Below are 20,797 nucleotides of genomic sequence, written 5' to 3' on the forward strand. Positions count from 1 at the left end.
TCTATTTTAGCAGAAAAAACAGCTTACTCCCTTTATCCGAACAAAGTCAGTCAATCAAAGCTTGTTCCAAATCGGCAATCAGGTCATCAATGTTCTCCAAGCCGACCGAGAAGCGCAGCAAACCGTCTCCGATTCCCCGTTCCAAACGAACTTCGCGCGGCATTGCCGCGTGCGACATCATCGGCGGATAAGACAGAATGCTCTCTACAGCACCGAGGCTGACCGCGACCAGCGGCAGCTTCACTTTATTGAGCAGGCGCTTGGCGCGCTCTTCCGACCCTACGTCGAACGATACGACCGCGCCGTAACCCGCGGATTGCTTTTCATGAATTTCACGCCCCGGATGATCCGATAACCCCGGGTAGTAGACCGAGGCAATATCGTCTCTTTCCGACAACCATTTCGCCAGTTTGCGCGCGCTCGCTTCGCTTCGTTCCATCCGTGCGCCGAGCGTCTTCATGCCCCGGATCAACAGCCAACTATCCTGCGGTCCCAACACCGTTCCCAGACCGTTTTGCAGTTTTTTCAGCTGCACAGCCAATTCAGGAGTCCGTGCAACCGCAAGTCCCGCCAATACGTCGCTGTGTCCGCCGAGGAACTTGGTCGCGCTGTGCAGAATGATATCGACGCCTTGTTCGATCGGACGCTGGTAATAAGGCGTCATGAACGTGTTGTCGACCAGCGTCAGCAGATCATGCTCTTTGGCCCAAGCCGTCACCGCGCCGAGATCGGTAATCTTGAGCGTGGGGTTGGATGGAGTTTCCATGAACACCCCTTTGGTATTCGGACGCAGCGCGGCTTTGACTTGCTCAAGATCGGTCATGTCGACGAACGTCGTCTCGATATTCATCCGGCTCAAGATCGTCGTCAGCAGGCGATACGTTCCGCCATAGACGTCCTCGGTTACGATCAAGTGGTCGCCCGCCGAGAAGATCATTAATGCCGCAGAAATTGCTGCCATGCCGGATGCAAATGCGTAACCGCCTGCGCCGCCTTCGAGCAGCGAGATATAATCTTCGAGCGCTTGACGCGTCGGGCTGCCCGAACGGCTGTAATCATATTGCGGCGGATCATAAATATCGAAATGGTGGAACGTGGATGCCTGATAGATCGGTACGCTGGAAGCTCCCGTGGTCGGATCGATTTCGGCGCCGAAATGAATCAGCTTGGTATCGAAATGACAGTCTTTGAGTGCTTCAGCCGCTTCTTCGGGCGTTTGGAGCTGAGAAGGCGCGTGCTCGGCCTGCTCCGGCGTGCGTCCTTGCGGTTGAGCTGTTTTTTCCGTTCCTGTTTTCAAACTTTCTTCGCGGTTTTCGTTACTCATACTAAGCCTCTACTCCTTCCGTCTCGCGCAATGCGGCTTTCAATGCACCGTCGATATCGGCGATCAGATCGTCGATATGCTCAATACCGACCGAGAATCGCAGCAATTTGTCGTCCACGCCGATGGCATCGCGGATTTCCTGCGGAATATCGGCATGCGTTTGGATCGACGGATACGTCATCAGCGACTCGACGCCTCCCAGACTTTCCGCGAAAGCGACCAGCTTGATGTTGCTCAGGATATGTTCAATCCAACGCGCGTCTTTGACTTTGAAGGAGAAAATGCCCGTATTTCCGCTAGACTGGCTATTTTGAACTTCATGTCCCGGATGCTCCGGCAGGCCCGGGTGATACACCGTTTCGATCTGGGGATGGGTTTGCAGGAAACGGGCCATCGCAAGCGAGTTGCTCTCGTGGCGTTCCATCCGAAGCGCCAGCGTTTTCATTCCGCGCATTAATTGGTAAGAGTCGCTCGGACTGAGTACCGCGCCGATCGAATTATGCAGGAAGAACATTTCTTCGGACAATTCTTTTCCTTTAGTCACGATCAAGCCCGCAAGAACGTCGTTATGACCGCCCAGGTATTTGGTTGCGCTGTGCACGATAATATCGGCGCCAAGCTCGATCGGACGTTGGAAGAACGGCGTGAGCAGCGTATTGTCGACAATCGTCAAAATACCGTGCGGCTTGGCCCAGTCGGCTACGGCTTTGATGTCGGTTACCATCATCAACGGATTGGTCGGCGTCTCGATAAATACGGCTTTGGTATTCGGCGTGCGCAGTTTTTCGATGCCTTCGAGATCATTCGTATCGACGTAAGAAGCGGTGATGCCGAATCTGGACAGAATCCGTTCAAGCAGACGATATGTTCCGCCGTACAGATCCAGCGATACGATCAGATGGTCGCCTTGGCTGAACAGAGCAAAGATCGTTTGCAGTGCGGCCATGCCCGAGCTGCATGCAAAGCCGGCGTCGCCGGATTCAAGATTCGCCGATGCTTCTTCCAGCACGGCGCGGGTCGGGTTCTTGGTGCGCGTATAGTCAAAGCCCGTGCTGCGGCCCAGCCCCGGGTGGCGATAAGCGGTCGAATGATAAATCGGGAAAGTGACCCCGCCTGTCTGCGGATCTTCAAGGGAACCGATCTGGGCCAATGCGCTTTCGATTTTGAGCTGTCTGTCGTCCTTCATGTTCATTCCTCCTAAGGGTGGGTGAGACGCCTGGGTCGGGCTGTCTTGAAGTTCCTATTCGCATTGCTTCGCTGGGGGCTGCGGGAGAAATTCGTTCGAGTCGCTGTCTCACTTAGAAAGCTGATTGGAATTTTTATAAGGAAACTTTCTAAGTTCAAAGGCCAACATCTCAATGCATGTTACCGTAGGTTCTCTTCGAAAACCTATATTTCACTGAATTTCTCCCTCCGCCACGTTATCGCTTTGCTTCGACTAGGAACTTCTTGACAGACGGACTTCGGCGGGATGGGATGTAAGCAAAAAGAGTTAAAAGATTTTTTTAAATGCCTGCGCCGTAGTCGCTGAATTCGGCTTCTTTGGATTGGTCGACCTGGTCGAAAGGCGTTTCTTGGTAGACATAGTAGTTTAGCCAGTTGGAGAACAACAGGTTGGCGTGGGCTCTCCATGAGGATAACGGCTTTTTGGTCGGGTCATCACCCGGGAAATAATTTTTGGGAACGGCGACGTCAAGGCCTTTGGCGACGTCGCGGTCGTATTCCCATTTGAGCGAGAGCGGGTCGTATTCGGAATGGCCCGTGGCGAAGATTTGTTTGCCGTCTTTGGTTGCGACGAGGTAGACGCCGGCTTCTTCGGATTCGGCCAGGATTTCCAATTCCTCGCTGCGCAGAATGTCTTCGCGCTGCACGTCGGTATGACGGGAATGCGGCACGTAGAAGGATTCGTCGAATCCGCGCAGGAGCTGCACATTGGTTTTATTCATCGTATGCGGAAATACGCCGAAACATTTTTCGGCCAACGGAATTTTGCTCACGCCGAAATGGTGATACAGTCCCGCCTGCGAAGCCCAACAGATATGCATGGTCGAAGTCACGTTCTTTTTCGTCCATTCAAAAATCTGACGAATTTCTTCCCAATAGCTGACTTGTTCGAATTCAAGCTGTTCGACCGGCGCGCCGGTAATGATCATGCCGTCGAAGCGCAGGTGTTTGATCTCGTCGAATGTTTTGTAAAAGGTATTCAGGTATTCTTCCGATGTGTTTTTGGATGTGTGAGAGCTTGGGTAGAGTAGTGCAACGTCGACTTGGAGCGGCGTGTTGCCGATCAAGCGCAGTAGCTGCGTTTCGGTTGTTTCTTTGGTCGGCATTAAATTTAAAATCGCGATGCGCAGCGGACGGATATCCTGGCTGTACGCTCGGCTCTCGTCCATGACGAAGATGTTCTCCTTCAACAGTACTTCCATAGCCGGCAAATTATCAGGTACTTTAATCGGCATCTACCATTCACTCCTTTTTGTTTTTTGGACTTTCTCGAACCTTGAATTTGAGCGTCGATCTATCAGGCATTCGGCAGCCGAAGCACCTTTCGAATGTACAAATGGGTACAAAAAAGACCTTTTCCGGGCAAGCCGAGAAAGGTCTATAGAAAGCTAGCGCCTCTCTCATCTGTCAGTTACCATACGTTGCGAACGGAAAAGGCGCATTGCGCGAACGGAAGCATGATTTCGTTCGGCTGCGCGATTTCTCCAAAGATTGGGTACGAGCGTCTAACGGCAAGTCGGGCACGGGCGCAACGTTTCTGTGACGGGAACTCCGATCGGCGCATAACGACGTCGAACTCGGACTTCACTGGGATACACGGATAAACGTTGACCTATACGACAGGCGTTGAACGGCTTGTGCCTCACCTTGGATCGCATGGTTGCTTCCATGACGAGAAAGTTTGAGCGTTATTCGCAAAGTCGGACATGAGCGTTACGTTGTCGTGACGATAAATGCTGTCGGCCCGCTGGTCGCTTGCCTCGGATCGCACTCTGACAACCTTAATGACGCCCATGAGAATGACTCTTAACGGCTCGTGCCTCGCCTTGGATCGCATGGTTGCTTCCATGATGATAGACACTGTATGACTCGTGCCTCGTCATCGGATCGCATGGTAACTGCAAGAATTAGCACCGTACGACGAAGTCGCCGGTTGCCGGGTTTCATCGGGCTAGTCCCTCCACCTGCTCTTGATAAGATTCCACTTTTCGACCGGCGCGCGAACGCCGGAGGAAGTATTCAATTGTTGGATTCCAGCTTGCGCCGGAAGAACTTTAGATCAATTATACACGAAATCAGTATTCAGGCAAGAAGCAGCTTATACAGGAATTAACCATTTTTTTGCACACATTCGTGAATAAAGATACCGGGGTATGCACAAAAAGCCCGTATGCTCGCACATTCGGGCTTTTCGGTATAGCTGACGGGCTCTGTTATTTTTTCGATAGGCAATACAAAGTTCGATTCATGAAGTTTAAACGCTGAATCATGAGGGCCTATGCTCAGTTGAATGGTTTCAGGGCCGTTTTCGAATTGACGTAGTTGTAAAGACTTACTGCCGACCTTCACGCATCCTTTTCATCCAAGGCAAAACTTCGCTCTGAATTCTGGACATGCAGCTGTGCAGTTCTGCCCGCAATGTTTCTTCGCAATCATAATCAAACCATTCTTCATAAGGTCGATTCATCCAGAGATCCACTTCCGAATGAGGTCGGCGCAGGGCAAAATTGACATTCATTCGCCGAACGTCGCTTCCGTCTTTTTGAGTCGCTTCCGTCAATAATTCTACCTTTTCCATAAAGCCGTCGATCTCGCGCCGCAAGCACCATCTGGGCCACGTCCCGCTTAATTCGAATCCCTGTAATTCCAAGGTTTCACGGATGATCTTCGCTGCTTGGATTGCCATGCTTGCCGCTTCCTTTCCGCCCTCGATCTTTTTCTACATTTTAACGTTCTTGAAGCCGATAGTGTAAGCATAAACCTTCACAAACAAAGCCTTGAAAGCCCTCAGGGGGCAAGGTATACTTAACGAGGGTTTTATGAAAACAATTTTGAAAGCAAGAGGTGAATTTCAGATGGACGGCGACCCGAGGCCCAAGCGTAAGAGAACGCAGACTCTAGTTCAACAGCAGAAAAAACGGCCAACCGGCGCACTGCCTCCACTTCTGGACATTCGCTGACAGAGGCCTTCCTGGCGACTGATTGCTTCAGCCGTGTCGGGACGACGCACGCTTCTTGGCGCCGGCCTGTTTTTTCCTGCGTTCTCCCGCAAATTCGAGACTATTCATGGACGACCGATGTCCCATTTCGAAGGAGTGAACGGCATGAAAATCCGGCATGTAAGAAACGGCGTATTTACGCTGATTGAAAATGAAAATCTCGCTGAAACTTTAAACGCACCCGAGGAAGGCTTTTACTGGATCGATGCCGACCTTGACGATATTACCTTGCTCCAAGTCACGTTCGGTATGCATGATCTGGCAGTGGAAGATATGCTCGGCGAGGAAGAACAACGGCCGAAGATCGAAATTTACGAAAATCACTATTTCACCGTCGTGAACAGCATCCGCTTCGATAATGAAGAAATCTTTATGCGCGCGCTCAACATTTTCCTGGGTCGGCATTTTGTCATTACCGTCACCCGGCAAAAAATCCACGAACTGCGCACGGTCAAGCCGATCATGTGGGAAGAGGAAGTCAATACGCCCGACCGCTTCATGTATCTGCTGATCGACCGCGTGGTCGACAACTTCTTCGCGGTCGGCGACCGGATCGAAGACCAGATCGAACAGCTCGAAGAAGATATTTTGATGAACACCAAACGTACGCATCTGAACGATATCATCGGTCTGCGGGCGGAAATTCTCTGGTTGAAAAAAGTACTGGTTCCGCAGCGCGAGGTGATCAACATCTTGAACAAGAAAGACCTGCGCTTGATCGACGACGAACTGCAAAAATACTTCAGCGACATCTACGAAAATACTGTTAAAGTCTCCGAAGCTTTCGATACGTACCGCGATCTGATGGGCAACTTGCGAGAAGCCTATCAGTCCAGTATCTCGAACCGCGCGAACGAAATCATGAAGGTGTTTACCGTGATTACGACGATCTTCATGCCGCTTACCGTGGTGACGGGCATCTACGGGATGAACTTCGACCATATGCCGGAGCTGCACTGGACTTATGGCTACCCGATGGTCATCGGTCTGATGATTGTGCTGGGCTTGACGATGTATCTGTTGTTCCGCAAAAAAGGCTGGCTGTGACGGGTTTCCTTTCACGGACGGCAAAAGACCGTTTCGATCTTCCTCTGCCGGGAGTCCGAAACGGTCTTTTCTTTGGCTGGCGTCGAGGTTGATTCGTACCGTTTGCGCGTTCAGTCCGATCCGGTTGCGCGTTGGGTCTTGGAACGTTTGACCGCAGCAGGCGCGATAACAACCTGCGGCGACGACGCATCGGCCTTGCTACCGTTTTCCGCGGCGTGCGTGGAAGCAGATTCCGTTGTTCGCTGGACTTCCCGACGGTATCGGATACGCAGCAGCCGCAGTTGTTCGTATAAAATGTCCTGTCCCGGCTCGCTCGGCGGTTCTTCTCCGTAAACCTTTTTCAAAACAGGTTTGAGGAACGAGTCGCCCAGTTCCGCGTAGGCCTCTTTGACCGCCAATTGCTGCTCTTGCGGAACCAACTGGATTTCGTGTTCGATGACCGCTTCGAGCGAATAGCCGTTCTTTTCCAGCGACTCCATCATTTCGACCAACTCGCGCCGCTCCAACCCGCTTTCCTGGCTGATCTGGGCCAGCGAAACGCAGGTGCTGCCGGAACGCGTCGATTCAAGCAAAAGACGGGTTGCCCGCACTCGCTCCGCTTCGCGTTTGAATTTGCGTTCTTTGCTTTTGTACGTCCATGCTTCGAATTCTTCTTCGTCGAGACGATGCTCTACCCAATCCAACGGGAACGAATGCTTGCGCTCGATCGGCCGCGTATGCTCAAGGATATCTTCGCCGTAACGGTTCACCGTGCTTTCGCCGATTCCCGGCAGTTCCCGAAGTTCTTCGAGCGTCTGCGGCAAAAAGGTACCGATCAAACGCAGCGCGCGGTTGGTCGCGATCAGATAAGGCGCGCGATGTTCTTCCGTCGCTTTCACCCGGCGCCAGGCAGACAATCGTGCATACAACTCTTCGTCGGCGCGCAGTTCGCTGTAGCAGATCAGCTTCTGCGTATAGCGGCCGCGCTGACCGGATTCGAGGAATTCCTGAAACGTGTCTCGAATGATCGGGCGATACCCTTCGGACAATTTGGCCGCAAGCTTGTGCCGGTATACGGCAAGCATCTCGTTCCACATATCGCCTTCGTACCAGATTTCGCGCTCCGACTGTTCCCGATTGCCGCCGGCTTCTTCATGCCAACCGCATGTCCACAATCCGCCTTCTTCTTCGATCCACACCTGCGCGCCGCCGACTTCGTGTTCCCGTTCGATTTCCATTCGGTTTAAAAAAACGATTCCCATCTCAATCCCCCGCCTTTTCGCGAATTTTTCAGCCGAAACGCAAAAAAACACCCCTCCTACATGGATATGTAAGAGAGGTGCTTCCTCCGCGCTTGTATGCTGTTAGGCTTATCATACCCTTTATATGGAAGGGTCGTCAAGCTAAGTTGCTTCGCGCATGCGCATGCTCTCAGAGTTCAGCTTCCAAAGCGGCCAGCCTTTTTACCAAAGAACCTCGCCAGCCGTCGGCCAGCTCTTCGATGGCCAGCAGACTGCGAATCGCTTCCGCGTCGTCTTTCAGCTTATACTTGATTTCGTTGGCACGCATGACGGTCATCCCTGCCGGGTGACGCTCCAGCAGCTCAACTTGATCCCCCGCCTGAACCGCACCTTCTTTTAACACCCGGAAGTAAAAACCGCTGTAGCCCGTGTCCTGCACCTGCGCAGGCAGCTCCAGGACGCCGTAGCGTACCGACAGCTTGAAGCACGGTTGCCGCGGCTGGCTCAACTGCACCACGGCTTCGCCGATCGCAAACGTGTCGCCGATGCAGAAATCTTCTTCGGCTCCGCCTTCGATCGACAGATTTTCGCCAAAAGCACCGGGGCCGAGCTTCGGCAGCACGCCGTTCTCCCAGAAAGGAAAGCGATCCGTCGAATAAACGCATGCCGCTTTATCCGCGCCGCCGTGATTTTTCAAATCAGCCTGTCCGTCGCCTGCAAAGCCCAATTTGCTCAAGTACACGGCCCCGTCTACCGGATGCTTGAAAATACCGGTCTCGACTTCCTTTTTGCCGTTCGGCACCGCCTTGGGCAATCCGACATTCACTGCGGCAATCCGCACGTCTTTCATTCCGTCCGCCTCCTTTATTCTGAGATTCATTATGGCATGGATCTTATTGCATGGCTACCCACTGCCCGAACACCAACGTGTTGCTTAGCTGCCGTCCCGCACCGGTCAGCGTACGCCCGTTGGCGTACAGTGCCGACGATGCGCCGCCGTCCAGATTCATTGCCTGCTTCGCGCCGAGCTTCTGCATGACCTGCGCCCACTGTCCCATGGTCGCGCCGCTTACCGTCGCCAGCATCACCGAACCGTCGGGCATGATCGCGATTCCGCTGCGGGCGCCGGAGGCGGTCAGAATCTTCGGATCGTTGAAGCCTTCTCCTTTTGCATCGAGCGATACTTTGCTGTCTTTAACCAAACGCGGACCTGCTCCGACAGCCGTTACGACATCCTCCCACGCAATCGTTTTGCCTGCGGCATCCGTGTACGTGATCTCCATATCGACTGTTGACCCGACTTCAAAACGTCCGGCGTTATCTTTCTCCGATCCGTGATAAACCAGCACATAGCCGTCGGACGGAATCGCTGTGTTGGTATTTGCGCCTTTTTTGACGACTTTGCCTTTGCGTACCGTTACCGCGATCCCGCCGCTGAATCCGACGTTGCTGCCGCGCGCGGTATTATACATCAAGACGACGTTTTGCCTTGCTTCCGGCGTCCGGTTCACGAAAGTCGCATACCAGCCGAGCGTTTTGCTTTTGCCGGCTTTGTCCGGTTTGCTGCTTACGGTGCCTCGGATATTCGCGCGAAGCGAATCCATAAGCGCCGTACCGTCCTTTTTGAATCCGATGCTCGTGCCGTAATAACCGGTATGCACGATTTGTCCTTTCGAGATCAATGTCCCGTAAGGATCGGCCGGACCTCCGTACGAGTTGAAAAAAGCTCCGTTAATCGCCGCCGTCGCATTGCTGTTTTTGATGATCGAAGCAAAGCTTTGCGTTTGGCCGACTTGTCCTTGGGCCAAGCCCAGTGCTGCTTTCGTACCTTTCGGAATCGTGACCGTCTGTACGCTGTACGTGCGCCCCGACACGGACACTTTGCGCACCGCCGTCGTAATCGACGCTGCCGCTTCGGCCTTCTGATCCCCCATCAGACCGAACACTCCCGTTACCGCCAGCACCCCCGCCAGCAGCATCGTTCCCCATTTCTTGCTTTTCATCACGAATCTTCTCCCCTTAACTCTTTATTGATTTTTGCTTGCCTACTCTCTTTAATTGGCGATGGAGGAGGCGATTTCCTGCTTCTCGGCGGCAGGAAATTTGCGCCGGGGTGACGCTGCGGGGGAAAGGGCCTGCGCACATTTCCGCCACTTAAAGCGGAAACGCCTTTCCCTAACAGCAAAAAAAGCGAGTATTTTTTGCTGTTAGGGTAGGTAAAAGGCGGAAGCGTGCGACAAGGAATTTCTTGTCGCACGCTTCCGCCCGGTTTTTGGCTTAGGCAGCTGTGCTGCGCTTTTTGGGACTCTGCAGGTACATCTTGTGGAGCGATGCCCATTGATCTATGGGCATTCGCTTTGCCCTTTCCCCCTCTTCCCCAATAAGGAAGAGGTCGAGCCTTTTCGGTTGATCGCGTGCGTGCGCAGGAGCGGAGGGTGGGAGGGAGACGAAGAAGCGGAGCGCTCGCATCTAAAATCCGATTCCCTACTACCAGCCATGTCTTACTCCAATCAGGGGGAATCGGATTTTAGCGGCGATCGAGTCCCCTCCCACCCGCAGCGTCTCCCAAGCACAAGCACCCAAAGCGGTCAGCCGAACACGTCAGCGCCCAGCATCTTCGTTAGGCTGCTCATCTCGAGTTCCTCGAACTTCGCGGCCACCTTCGCGTCGTCCAGCTTGAACTCGCACGGATCGATCGGGCATTCCACCGGAACCTCGCAATGGATTTCGGCGAGTTTGCGGGACATATGCAGCATATCCAAGTCGTTTTCGATCTTGGTGCGAACGGAGTTGGTCAGCTTGTCGAGATTGGCAAGAATGCCGTCGATATCGTCGAACTCTTGCACCAGCTTGATCGCCGTCTTTTCCCCGATTCCTTTGACGCCCGGATAATTGTCGCTGGCGTCGCCCATCAAGCCTTTCATATCGATGATCTGCGAAGGCTTCAAGCCTTTTTCCTCCATCAAAAACTCAGGCGTGTAGACTTGGTAGTTGCCGTAGCCTTTTTTCATGATGATGACCTTGATCCGTTCGTCGGTCAGCTGAAGCAGGTCGTTGTCGCCGGACAGGATCTGTACGTCCATGTTTTGCTCGCGGGCGCAGCGTTTGGCGATGGTACCGATGCAGTCGTCCGCTTCGTAGCCGGGCACGCCGATGTTAGGGATATCCATCGCTTCGACGACTTCTTTGACCAGATCGAACTGCGGAATCAGGTCGTCGGGAGCGGCGGAGCGGTTGCCTTTATACGATTCGAACTGCTCGGTACGGAACGTGCGGCCGCCCATATCCCAGCAGCACGCGATATGCGTCGGGTCGAATTGCTGAACGGCGTCCCACATATACCGAACGAAGCCGTAAATGCCGTTGGTCGGCACGCCCGTCGTCGTACGGCGAATATAACCTTTGAGCGCTGTCGCGTAATAAGCGCGGAACAGCAGCGCCATGCCGTCGACCAGCATCAACGTAGGTTTGCGTGCCATCACGTTTTCCGGAAGCGCTTCGATCCCGTTATGTTCGCTCATTGACCGGTCTCCCCTTTGCTCCAGTTTTGTTCATACTGTTCAGGTTTGAATCCGACCGTAACATTCGTGCCGTCCGTCACGACCGGTCGCTTGATCAGCATGCCGTTCGAAGCCAGCAGTTCCGCGCGTTCCTCTTCGTTCAGGTCGGCCAGCTTATCCTTGAGTCCGAGCGTCTTGTAGACTTCTCCGCTGACGTTGAAAAACTTTTTGGATTCCAGACCGCTTTTCGCGATCAGGTCCAGCATTTCATCCTTGGCGGGAGGCTGCTCGTTGATCGGAATCAACTCCAGCTCATGTCCTTCGTTTTTCAGCCATTTGATCGCGTTGCGACAAGTGCTGCATTTGGCGTAGTGGTACACTTTTAGTCGGGTCATCGGTGTCAATCACATCTCTTTCTTTGATTCATCGTTTTGCAATCGCTGCTTTAACTCTTCCAGGTCAGGCGGCAAAGGGGCTTCGAACGTCATTCGCTCATTCGTGCCGGGGTGAACGAAAGCCAGACGGAATGCATGCAAAGCCTGACGACCAAGAAGACCGTCCAGCCGCTCCGAAGCCTTTCGTTCGTCTGGCGTAAGCGGAGCTTCAGGCGCATATTTATACATATCGTCGCCGATCAACGGACAGCCGATATGCGTCATGTGCACCCGGATTTGATGCGTGCGTCCGCTTTCCAATACAAGCTGCACGAGAGACGCGCGACCTGCCTCATACTGCTCCAATGTGCGGTAACGGGTCGCGGCGGGATAGCCGGACTCGGTGACGATCCGCACATGCGGATTTTCGGGATCGCGGTCGATCGCGCCTTCGATTCGGCCGCTTTCCGGCTGCGGGCAGCCATGCACGAACGCGCGGTACATTTTGTCCACGGTTCCTGCAATCATCTGTTCGGAAATATGCTGGTGCACGTACGGATTTTTGGCAATGGCCAGCACGCCCGACGTCTCGCGATCCAAGCGATGCACGGGGCGAAAACGCACCTGCTCGCCGCGTTCGCGCCAATGCTGCACGACGCCGTTCGCCAGCGTCCCCGTGTAATGGCCATGCGTCGGATGCACGATCACGCCTGCCGCTTTATTGATGATCAGCAGATCCCGATCTTCGTACAGAATATCCAGCGGCATTTTTTCCGGCAAAATATCATCCGATTCTTCCCGCTCCATACGAAGTTCGACTATATCGCCTTCCTGTACGCGCACGCTGATGTACACCCGTTCGCCGTTAAGCGTAATGCCCCGTTCGGTCATTTTCAGCCGCGAGGTCAACTTGCGCGATACGCCGAGACGGGTGCTCATCAACGTCTTGAGCGTCCAGCCCTGTTCGCGCGCCGTTACGGTATACACAATGGGATCATAATAACCATGCTGCGGCTCTATCCCTTTTTCTCTCGGAAAATCATACGGTTCGATCTCTATTCACCCTGCTCTTGTTCATTTTTATCGTCGGAAAACACGCGGGCACTGCGCACGTATTCGACGTCGTCCACTCTAAGCTTGAGATTGGCGGCGCGTGCCGCGCTGAAAAAGTAATCGGACAACCGGTTCAGGTACTTGAGCACTTCCGGATTCACTTCGGCCGTGTCCGTTAACGCCACGACCCGACGCTCCGCACGCCTGCACACGGTGCGGCAAATGTGTAATGCTGCCGCAGGCGGGCTGCCTCCCGGAAGAATGAAACGTTCCAGCGGCGGATTATCCGCTTCCAATCGGTCAATCCACAGTTCCAAACGCTCGGTCATCGCCGCATGGGTCTTGTACGCTTGCTGCGTCGCCGGCGTATAAGCCAGATCCGAGCCGCAATCGAACAATTCCTGACCGACGACGGCCAGTTGTTCGCGCAGATCCTTGAAACGGTCATCCTGAAGAAGCGACGCAGCCTGGCCGACAAAGCTGTTCAATTCGTCGATCGTGCCGTAAGCTTCCACTTGAGCGTCGTCTTTGCGTACGCGTCCTCCGATTACGGACGTTTGACCGCGATCTCCCGTTTTCGTGTAAATGCGCATATCCGCGTCCTCCCCTCCGGCTTTGCTTTTTGGATGCTTCGCAAAACGGTTTAACCTTCCGCCAGCTTTTGCAATACTTTTACCGCCGCGTCCTTATTCGGTGCATTGACCAGAACGCAAGCCAGCATATCTTCAGGCACATAGCCCGCATCCTGGAACATCTTCATATCCTTGACCGGAATCCCGAAAAGGTGCTTTTCTTGAACCGCGTCTTTTTCCCCGTCTTTCAAAACGCCGCTTTCGAAAACGCCGTCCGGATAATCCGTTTGGTCGAAATAGTCGTCGAGCACGATATGCGCCCCGTCTTTGCCGTAAAGTTCAACCGTTTCCCTCGGAAGGATCACGATCGAATTACCTCCTGCCGCGTACTCAACCAGCACTTTTTGCAGATCAAACAGCGGCGAATAGTTGAATTCCGCTTTCAGATCCGGCGTTTCGGCCGTCAGCTTTTCCTGAATGACATCAATGCCTTCCCGGCTCGACGATCCTTTATCCGACATAAAGATCAAAACGCCGTCTTCTTTACCACACCCGGCCAACAGCATGATCGTCGCGATCAGCAGCAGCCAGATTCCCGCCTTTTTCCGCTTCACTCGTATTCCTCCTTGGACAATTCCTTTCGTCACTCATGCGCATGCACGCCATAAAAAGTGTGTCTTAACCAATATATCATACCTGACCGCCTGCAAGCATTTCTGGCACTTTAGCAGCTTGGGCTGAACAAAAAAAGGAAGAGCTTCGATGCGAAGTCTCTTCCTCTCTGGCCGGTATGCAAATGGATTTGGAATAAGTATGTTGGAGCGGGATCATACGCCAACCTCTTCAGTCAACGTACGAGCAGCATATATTCGTTGATCTTCAGATCCAGCCGGCTGCTGATTTCGACAACGGTCGCAGCGGTGAACGATTGTTCACGTCCGAACGTTTCTTCCATCTGGGCGCGCAAAACCCGAATCTCCTCCTGCAGGAAAAGTTCGCGTTCCGCCATTGCGCCGAAAGCCTGAGCATTGCGTTGTACACGTGACGGTGCATCGCCTTGTTCATACCTCGGCTTTTGGAACGAAGCGGCAGACAAAAAAATTCCCCCTTGAAAAAGTTACCTGTTCGAGTCCCCATTATATAGAAGGATTCCAACAAAAGCAACTTCTTCAAGAAGGAGGTTTTACTCACCTTTTCCGTTTTTTACCCAAATAATACCTTTATGCGCCTTCGCGCTTTACTTTATGAACAAATTGCCCGATTCGGTCCAGCGCTTCGTTCAATTGGGCTACCGAAGTTGCATAAGAGCAGCGCAGGAAGCCTTCGCCGCCGAGACCAAACACGCTGCCCGGAACAGCCGCAACCTTATTTTCGACCAACAGCCGCTGCGCGAAGTTTTCCGAGGTCAAGCCTGTAGACTGGATACTCGGGAACGCGTAGAACGCGCCTTCCGGTTCGTGGCACTCCAGACCTGCGTCGCGCAGTCCTTGTACAACGAGGCGACGACGACGGTTATACGACTCGACCATCTTATTCTTTTCGCCCAAACCGTTAGTCAAAGCTTCCAAAGCCGCAACCTGACCCATAACCGGCGCGCACATCACGGTATATTGGTGGATTTTCAACATGGCGGAGATCAGCTCGGGGTGTCCGCAAGCATAGCCCATCCGCCAGCCGGTCATCGCGAACGCTTTGGAGAAACCGCTGACTAGAATCGTCCGGTCCTTCATCCCGGGTGCAGCAGCAAAGCTCGCATGCTTGCCCGCTCCGTAGCTTAGTTCGGCATAAATTTCGTCGGAGATTACGATTAGATCGTGCTTTTCCACGACCTTTGCGATCGGCAGCCAATCTTCGGCCGTCATGGTCGCGCCTGTCGGATTGCTTGGATAACACAGAATCAACACTTTGGACTTCGGCGTGATGCTGGCTTCCAGCGCTTCGGCGGTCAGCTTGAATCCGTCTTTCGCAAATGTCTCGATCCCGACCGGAATCCCGCCTCCGATCGACGTGATCGGAGAATACGAGATATAGCAAGGCTCAGGCACGAGTACCTCGTCGCCCGGACGAATCAAGGCGCGCAGTGCGAGGTCGATGGCTTCGCTGCCGCCTACCGTGACCAGCACCTCTTTTTCCGGATCATAGGACGTTCCGAACGAACTGTCCAAATAAGACGAGATCGCTTCGCGTAGCTCCGGCATGCCGGCGTTCGACGTGTACCGGGTATAACCGCGCTCCAATGAATATACGCAAGCTTCGCGCACATGCCAAGGCGTGACGAAGTCCGGTTCGCCTACGCCGAGCGTGATGATATCCTTGCTCGCGCTCACCAGATCGAAAAACTTGCGGATGCCCGAAGGCTTGATATCGCGCACCAGCGGCGACAAATAACGTTCCATCGAGCCATGTTCGGAGTCCGAAGGCTGCTGCGTTCCGTTTACGTTCAATTCCCGGTTAGTAATCATCGTTTCGCATCCTTTACGGCGAGATCAGCAGACGGCGATCTTCTTCATGCTCTTCGAAAATGATCCCGTTTTGCTTGTATTTTTTGAGAATGAAATGCGTTTTGGTCGACAGTACGGATTCGATCGGCGACAGCTTGTCCGAAACGAAGCTCGCGACTTCTTTCAGGCTGAGGCCTTCCACTTCGACGAGCAAATCGTAAGCGCCCGACATCAGGAACACGGCCTTTACTTGCGGGTACAGGTAAATGCGCTCCGCAATTCCTTCAAAGCCGCGTCCGCGCTCCGGCGTAATCTGTACTTCGATCAGCGCGGTCACCTTCTCGTCGTTGACCTTGCTTTCGTTCACGACCGTCGCGTACTTCACGATCACGTGATCCTGCTCCAGCTCCGCGACCGCTTCGCGAACTTCTTCTTCCGACACGTTAAGCATCGTCGCCAGCAGCCCGTGCGTCCGCCGCGCGTCTTCTTCCAACAATTCGAGAATATCCAGCTTCAGCTTGTTCGTTTCCTTCACTACGCATGCCTCCAGATGATTTCGCTTGATAAGTGACTTCTTGAGTCAGCTTCGACTTGCTTTGTTGTACCCCATCTTACCCCAAAAAATGCCCCTCCGCCACCGTCCCCGCCCAATTCAAGCATACCGCCCCTACCCCAAAAAGCGCTTCAAGCGGATTTTTCGCTTCTTTTCCCTACCCAAAAACCCCCGCTTCCGACGGAAGCGGGGGTTTAGCTTTTGAGAGGTTCCTAAGGATTTACGCCGCAGTAGCGGAGGGGGATGATTCAGTGCAGGAGCGAAGCGTTCGCCTTTGCAGTCGGGAAGCCTCCACTTGAATATAATCTAGCTTCCCGACTGCAACACGCGACCGAAACGAATCATCCCCCGCAGCGCCTCCAGTGCGCCACATCCGCAGGAAGTCCGATCAAAGGACCGAAACCCCGATGACGTAGGAAAGCGACACCGACAAGATCATCGAAATCAAGCCCACCGCCCTGTTATCCTTTCCGATCTCCTCATCCACCTTGAAAAACGGCGTCACGAATTCGAAAAGGAAGTAAGCCAGAAGCAGCAGCACGAAGCCGACCAGCGACCATAGCATGCTTTCGTAAATCGTCGAACCCGACTCGATGCAAAAACGCAAAATATTGCAGATCCCGAACACCTTGCCGCCGGTCGCCATCGCGACCGCCAGATTCCCTTTACGGATCTCGTCCCAGCATTTGTAACGGGTCACCCATTCGAAAATAGACAGAAAAACGACCAGTTCCAGAACGGCTACGGAAAAATAAGCGACGGCTGCTCCCATCGGAGTGGCCAACAACGGATCGATAAACGTGTTCATTGAGTTTGAGACCTCGTTCCTTCCGTTAGTTGAGTTCAGCCACGGTTACGCCGTTGCCGCCCTCGCCGTAGTTGCCCAACCGATATGATTTAACGAGTTTGTGGCGGCGCAAATGCTCTTGGATACCCGTACGCAAAATGCCCGTTCCTTTGCCGTGAATCAAATATACTTGACCCATATTCGATAAAAATGCCTCATCGAGGAAGCGATCGGTCTCGATCAATGCCTCTTCCAGATTCGTGCCGCGCAGATCCAACTCGGATCGCACGCTGTCGTCTTTGGTACGCTTGACCGCGGTAACCGGCTTCTGCTTCGGAGCGGTGACCGGAGACGTTTGCACGCGTTCGAGCGAGTCGAGCGACACCTTCATTTTCATGATGCCGACCTGTACCAGCGCTTCTTTGCCATCCAGATCGATGACGTGTCCGCGCTGCCCCAGGTTCGATAAAATGACTTCGTCGCCTGCTCCGATTTTTTGCGAAGCTTTCGCTCCGGTCGGTTTTTTGACCTTTTTCGCACGAGCTTCAGGTTCGGCTTCGTCAAGCTGCCTGCGGGCCGCGATCAGCTTATGCTCCTTGACCGAAGCCCCTTCCTCCATCGCCAGGCGGCGCAGCTCGGATACAACCTCATCGGCTTCCTTGCGCGCTTTGGCGATGATGTCGCGTGCTTCGTTCTCGGCTTTTTCGAGTCTTGCTTCGCGTTGGGCTTCTTGCTTCTCCAGCTCGCGCTCATGCCGGGCACGCAGTTCTTCCATCTCGCGGCGCAGACGCTCGGCTTCTTCGCGCTCTGCTTCCGCTCCAAGCCGATTTTCTTCCAGCGCGCTGATCATGTTCTCGACGCGCAGATCTTCTTCTTTAACTTCGCCGCGGGCAAAGCTCAAGATTTTGCCCGGCAGCCCCAGACGCTCCGCAATCGCGAACGCGTTGCTTCGTCCCGGTACGCCGACCAGCAGTCGATACGTCGGGCTGAGCGTTGCCACGTCGAATTCCATGCTTGCATTGATTACGCCATCACGCTCGTATGCATAGGCTTTCAGCTCGCTGTAATGGGTCGTGGCGACCATGCGGCAGTTGAACTGGTGAATATATTCCAAAATCGCGATCGCCAACGCCGAACCTTCCGCAGGGTCCGTACCGGCGCCGACCTCGTCGAGCAGGACCAGACTTTTCGGCGTCATGTCTTTCAGAATGCGGATAATGTTCGTCATATGGCTGGAGAACGTACTGAGACTTTGCTCAATGCTCTGTTCATCGCCGATATCGGCATAGATCGCGTCGAATACGCACAGCTCGCAGCCTTCGTCGGCAGGCACGAACAATCCGGACATCGCCATCATGCTGAGCAGGCCGATCGTTTTCAGCGTGACCGTCTTGCCGCCCGTATTCGGACCGGTCACGATGATGCTGGAAAATTCTCCGCCCAGCTCGACGTCAAGCGGAACGACGGCCTTCGCGTCGATAAGCGGATGACGGCCTTTGCGAATACGCAGATAACCGCGGTCGTTCATCGTCGGTTCGGTCGCCTTCATGCGGTGGGCCAGACGGCCTTTTGCAAAAATGAAGTCCAACTGCGCCAGCACGTCTACGTCGTACGCCAACAGATCCGCCTGTTCGCCGACGGCAGCCGTCAGCTTTTGCAGAATGATTTCCACTTCCTGAATCTCGCGCAGTCTCGTCTCGCGCAGCTTGTTGTTCATCGCGACGATCGCTTCCGGCTCGATGAACATCGTCGCGCCCGAACTGGATTGGTCGTGCACGATCCCGCCGAAGTGCGAGCGGTACTCGGACTTCACCGGAATAACGAAACGGTCGCCGCGGATCGTGATCAACTGATCCTGAAGCATTTTCGCTACGCTGGACGAACGGATCATCGACTCCAGCTTTTCGCGGATGCGAGATTCTCCGCCGCGCAGCTCGCGCCGGATATTGGCAAGCGTCGGGCTGGCGGAATCCATCACTTCCGCAGATTCGCCGATGCACGAGTTGATAAGACGCTCCAGATCTTTTTGCTCCGAGATCAGCTCGGCAAGCCCGTCCAGCAGCTCGACCGGATGCTCCTCGTGCAAAGTCTGGATAAACCGGCGCAGACGGCGCGAACCGTACAGCGTAGTCGCGATGCCGAGCAGCTCGTGCGGGTTCAGCATGCCGCCGATTCGCGCGCGCTGCACGGCCGGACGAATATCCACAATGCCGCCGAACGGCGGCGATCCCTTCAAACGGTCGACGTGAAACGCTTCGTGTGTCGCTTGAAGCAGCTTCTGTACCGACGACAGATCGGTATCCGGCTTCAATGCGCGCGCGGCTTCTTTGCCGAGCGACGTCTGAGCCTGATCGGCCAGTGCGCTTGATATGCGTTCATATTGTAAAATTTCGAATATTTTATCGTTCAAGAACGTGACAACTCCTTATCGGTTCTGGAGCCTGAACTTGCGCTCCGTCCCTTGATTATAGCGGATTCACGGCAGCGAAACCATGATCGGGCATAGACGTTTCCCGACAGGCGAAAGCCCTCCCGGATTCGGCGTCGCCGAATTTGGGGGAGGGCCTGTCGATTCTGCGTTTTTTTCAATAGATGTTCTATCGTCTCTGCTGAGCAATATCGCGGCCCGGTTCGTATTGCTCCACTCGATTTTTGCCCGAGCGCTTGGCGCGATACAACGCAGCGTCGGCTTTGCTGAACATCTTTTCCGCCGTATCCTCCGGTTCGTAAGTGCATAATCCTACGCTGACCGTAACGGGGTGGTTGCCCATGTACGAATAGTTGGCACTTTCTACGGCAGCACGGATTCGCTCTGCATACTCCGCCGACTCCTCGATGCTTTTCTCAGTAAAAATAACCGCGAATTCTTCGCCTCCGTACCTGGCGGCAAAATCATTCAGCGAAATATTCATGCCGATTCGGATCGAGACCTCTTTGAGCACCAAATCGCCGATCAGATGACCGTACGTATCGTTAATTTTTTTGAAGTTGTCGATATCGAACACCGCTACCTGAATTTGCAGTCCGTTGCGTTTGCTCTGATCGACCAGATCTTCAAGATACTCATAAAACGTGACATGATTGTACAACTGGGTCAAAGCGTCCGTCTTCAGCATCCGCTGGGAAACGACTTTGTCGATAATCATATCCTGTTGGGACTGCGTCAACTGTTCGACCTGCCTGCCGATCTCGATCGCGCGAACCAGCACCGTGCGTCCCAGAATCAACGAGGCGACCAACATGAACGCCGTAAGCAAAAACTCCTCGATGCTCCGTTCGTAAAACAAGCGCTCTACCGTGAAATAAAATACCGTGTAGATCGCGATATTCAACGCCCCGAACATCTCCATCAGCTTGCGGTCGAAATAAATGAGCGGAACGAACATAGGGAGAATAAGAAGTATGCCCGGCGCATTTTCCATGTATACGCCCAAATTCAAGTAATTGACGTAAGCCAGCGTCAAGCTGACGCCGACCACGACCTGCCTGCCGTAACGGCGCAGCCCTACATACAATACTTCGCCCAGTCCGGCAATCAATAACACCATCAGGCTTTTGCCGATAAGCAAGCCTACGTCACGCTGCACGTCGTTGCCGTACCCCGAGAAGAAATAGCTCACTTCGACAGCCAACACCATTGCGGCCACAATCCAATAGGCGTTAAGAATCTGCCGGTTCAGGTTATCGACATTACCCATGACTC

General features: G+C 53.8%; 19 protein-coding genes and 1 riboswitch. Of the genes, 1 reads left to right on the forward strand and 18 read right to left on the reverse strand.

Translation table 11 applies throughout. The annotated features are described in order from the left end of the window. Positions 1-46 precede the first annotated feature (46 nt). The 4 genes from HRQ63_RS08475 to HRQ63_RS08490 form a co-directional block, all read right to left on the reverse strand. Positions 47-1,324 (reverse strand): trans-sulfuration enzyme family protein, encoded by a 1,278-nt coding sequence (locus HRQ63_RS08475; protein ID WP_229714281.1) that lies wholly within the window; start codon positions 1,322-1,324, stop codon positions 47-49. A 1-nt stretch (position 1,325) separates the two neighbouring features. Next, positions 1,326-2,510 (reverse strand): aminotransferase class I/II-fold pyridoxal phosphate-dependent enzyme, encoded by a 1,185-nt coding sequence (locus HRQ63_RS08480; RefSeq protein ID WP_172241904.1) that lies wholly within the window; start codon positions 2,508-2,510, stop codon positions 1,326-1,328. A 319-nt stretch (positions 2,511-2,829) separates the two neighbouring features. Next, complete coding sequence (gene metA / locus HRQ63_RS08485; protein ID WP_172241907.1) at positions 2,830-3,783, reverse strand: homoserine O-acetyltransferase MetA; 954 nt, start codon at positions 3,781-3,783, stop codon at positions 2,830-2,832. A 638-nt stretch (positions 3,784-4,421) separates the two neighbouring features. Beyond that, a riboswitch (SAM riboswitch) is annotated at positions 4,422-4,528 on the reverse strand. Between the two features lie 352 nt (positions 4,529-4,880). After that, positions 4,881-5,234: a hypothetical protein gene (locus HRQ63_RS08490; protein ID WP_172241910.1), complete on the reverse strand. Its 354-nt coding sequence runs from the start codon at positions 5,232-5,234 to the stop codon at positions 4,881-4,883. Positions 5,235-5,652: 418 nt separating this feature from the next. Here HRQ63_RS08490 and corA point away from each other — a divergent pair, with 418 nt between their 5' ends. After that, positions 5,653-6,594, forward strand: a complete 942-nt coding sequence (corA, locus tag HRQ63_RS08495; RefSeq protein ID WP_172241913.1) for a magnesium/cobalt transporter CorA — start codon at positions 5,653-5,655, stop codon at positions 6,592-6,594. 110 nt (positions 6,595-6,704) lie between these two features. On the opposite strand, the gene HRQ63_RS08500 is transcribed toward corA, so the two are convergent. The 14 genes from HRQ63_RS08500 to HRQ63_RS08565 form a co-directional block, all read right to left on the reverse strand. Further along, positions 6,705-7,835, reverse strand: a complete 1,131-nt coding sequence (locus tag HRQ63_RS08500) for an HRDC domain-containing protein (protein ID WP_172241916.1) — start codon at positions 7,833-7,835, stop codon at positions 6,705-6,707. Between the two features lie 169 nt (positions 7,836-8,004). After that, positions 8,005-8,664, reverse strand: coding sequence for an MOSC domain-containing protein (locus HRQ63_RS08505; protein ID WP_172241919.1), 660 nt, complete (start codon positions 8,662-8,664; stop codon positions 8,005-8,007). A gap of 43 nt (positions 8,665-8,707) precedes the next feature. After that, positions 8,708-9,817, reverse strand: coding sequence for a phosphodiester glycosidase family protein (locus tag HRQ63_RS08510; RefSeq protein ID WP_172241922.1), 1,110 nt, complete (start codon positions 9,815-9,817; stop codon positions 8,708-8,710). A gap of 585 nt (positions 9,818-10,402) precedes the next feature. Beyond that, positions 10,403-11,335 (reverse strand): 5'-3' exonuclease, encoded by a 933-nt coding sequence (locus tag HRQ63_RS08515; protein WP_229714282.1) that lies wholly within the window; start codon positions 11,333-11,335, stop codon positions 10,403-10,405. Continuing rightward, on the reverse strand, positions 11,332-11,709 hold the full coding sequence (locus HRQ63_RS08520; protein ID WP_172241925.1) for an arsenate reductase family protein: 378 nt from the start codon (positions 11,707-11,709) through the stop codon (positions 11,332-11,334). The genes HRQ63_RS08515 and HRQ63_RS08520 overlap by 4 nt, the downstream gene beginning before the upstream one ends. Positions 11,710-11,718: 9 nt before the next feature. Then, the gene (locus HRQ63_RS08525) at positions 11,719-12,678 is read right to left on the reverse strand and encodes an RluA family pseudouridine synthase (RefSeq protein ID WP_268239518.1); all 960 of its coding nucleotides are present in this window, start codon (positions 12,676-12,678) and stop codon (positions 11,719-11,721) included. A gap of 65 nt (positions 12,679-12,743) precedes the next feature. Then, a complete protein-coding gene (locus HRQ63_RS08530; RefSeq protein ID WP_172241928.1) occupies positions 12,744-13,334 on the reverse strand; it encodes a cob(I)yrinic acid a,c-diamide adenosyltransferase in 591 nt (196 codons plus the stop codon). A 50-nt stretch (positions 13,335-13,384) separates the two neighbouring features. Beyond that, on the reverse strand, positions 13,385-13,927 hold the full coding sequence (locus HRQ63_RS08535) for a hypothetical protein (protein WP_172241931.1): 543 nt from the start codon (positions 13,925-13,927) through the stop codon (positions 13,385-13,387). A gap of 233 nt (positions 13,928-14,160) precedes the next feature. Further along, positions 14,161-14,409 carry an aspartyl-phosphate phosphatase Spo0E family protein gene (locus HRQ63_RS08540; RefSeq protein ID WP_229714284.1) on the reverse strand — a complete coding sequence of 83 codons (249 nt, stop codon included), beginning with the start codon at positions 14,407-14,409 and terminating at the stop codon, positions 14,161-14,163. 124 nt (positions 14,410-14,533) lie between these two features. Further along, complete coding sequence (locus tag HRQ63_RS08545) at positions 14,534-15,709, reverse strand: aminotransferase class I/II-fold pyridoxal phosphate-dependent enzyme (protein ID WP_172243411.1); 1,176 nt, start codon at positions 15,707-15,709, stop codon at positions 14,534-14,536. 79 nt (positions 15,710-15,788) lie between these two features. After that, positions 15,789-16,289, reverse strand: coding sequence for an Lrp/AsnC family transcriptional regulator (locus HRQ63_RS08550; protein ID WP_037283179.1), 501 nt, complete (start codon positions 16,287-16,289; stop codon positions 15,789-15,791). A 406-nt stretch (positions 16,290-16,695) separates the two neighbouring features. Next, entirely contained in the window at positions 16,696-17,115 is a 420-nt protein-coding gene (locus HRQ63_RS08555; protein ID WP_172241934.1) for a DUF350 domain-containing protein, read from the reverse strand. A 25-nt stretch (positions 17,116-17,140) separates the two neighbouring features. Continuing rightward, positions 17,141-19,504 carry an endonuclease MutS2 gene (locus tag HRQ63_RS08560; protein ID WP_172241937.1) on the reverse strand — a complete coding sequence of 788 codons (2,364 nt, stop codon included), beginning with the start codon at positions 19,502-19,504 and terminating at the stop codon, positions 17,141-17,143. A 187-nt stretch (positions 19,505-19,691) separates the two neighbouring features. After that, positions 19,692-20,792, reverse strand: coding sequence for a GGDEF domain-containing protein (locus tag HRQ63_RS08565; protein WP_172241940.1), 1,101 nt, complete (start codon positions 20,790-20,792; stop codon positions 19,692-19,694). Between the last annotated feature and the right edge of the window lie 5 nt (positions 20,793-20,797).

It is taken from the genome of Saccharibacillus endophyticus (assembly GCF_013185185.1).
GTDB classification, from domain to species: domain Bacteria; phylum Bacillota; class Bacilli; order Paenibacillales; family Paenibacillaceae; genus Saccharibacillus; species Saccharibacillus endophyticus.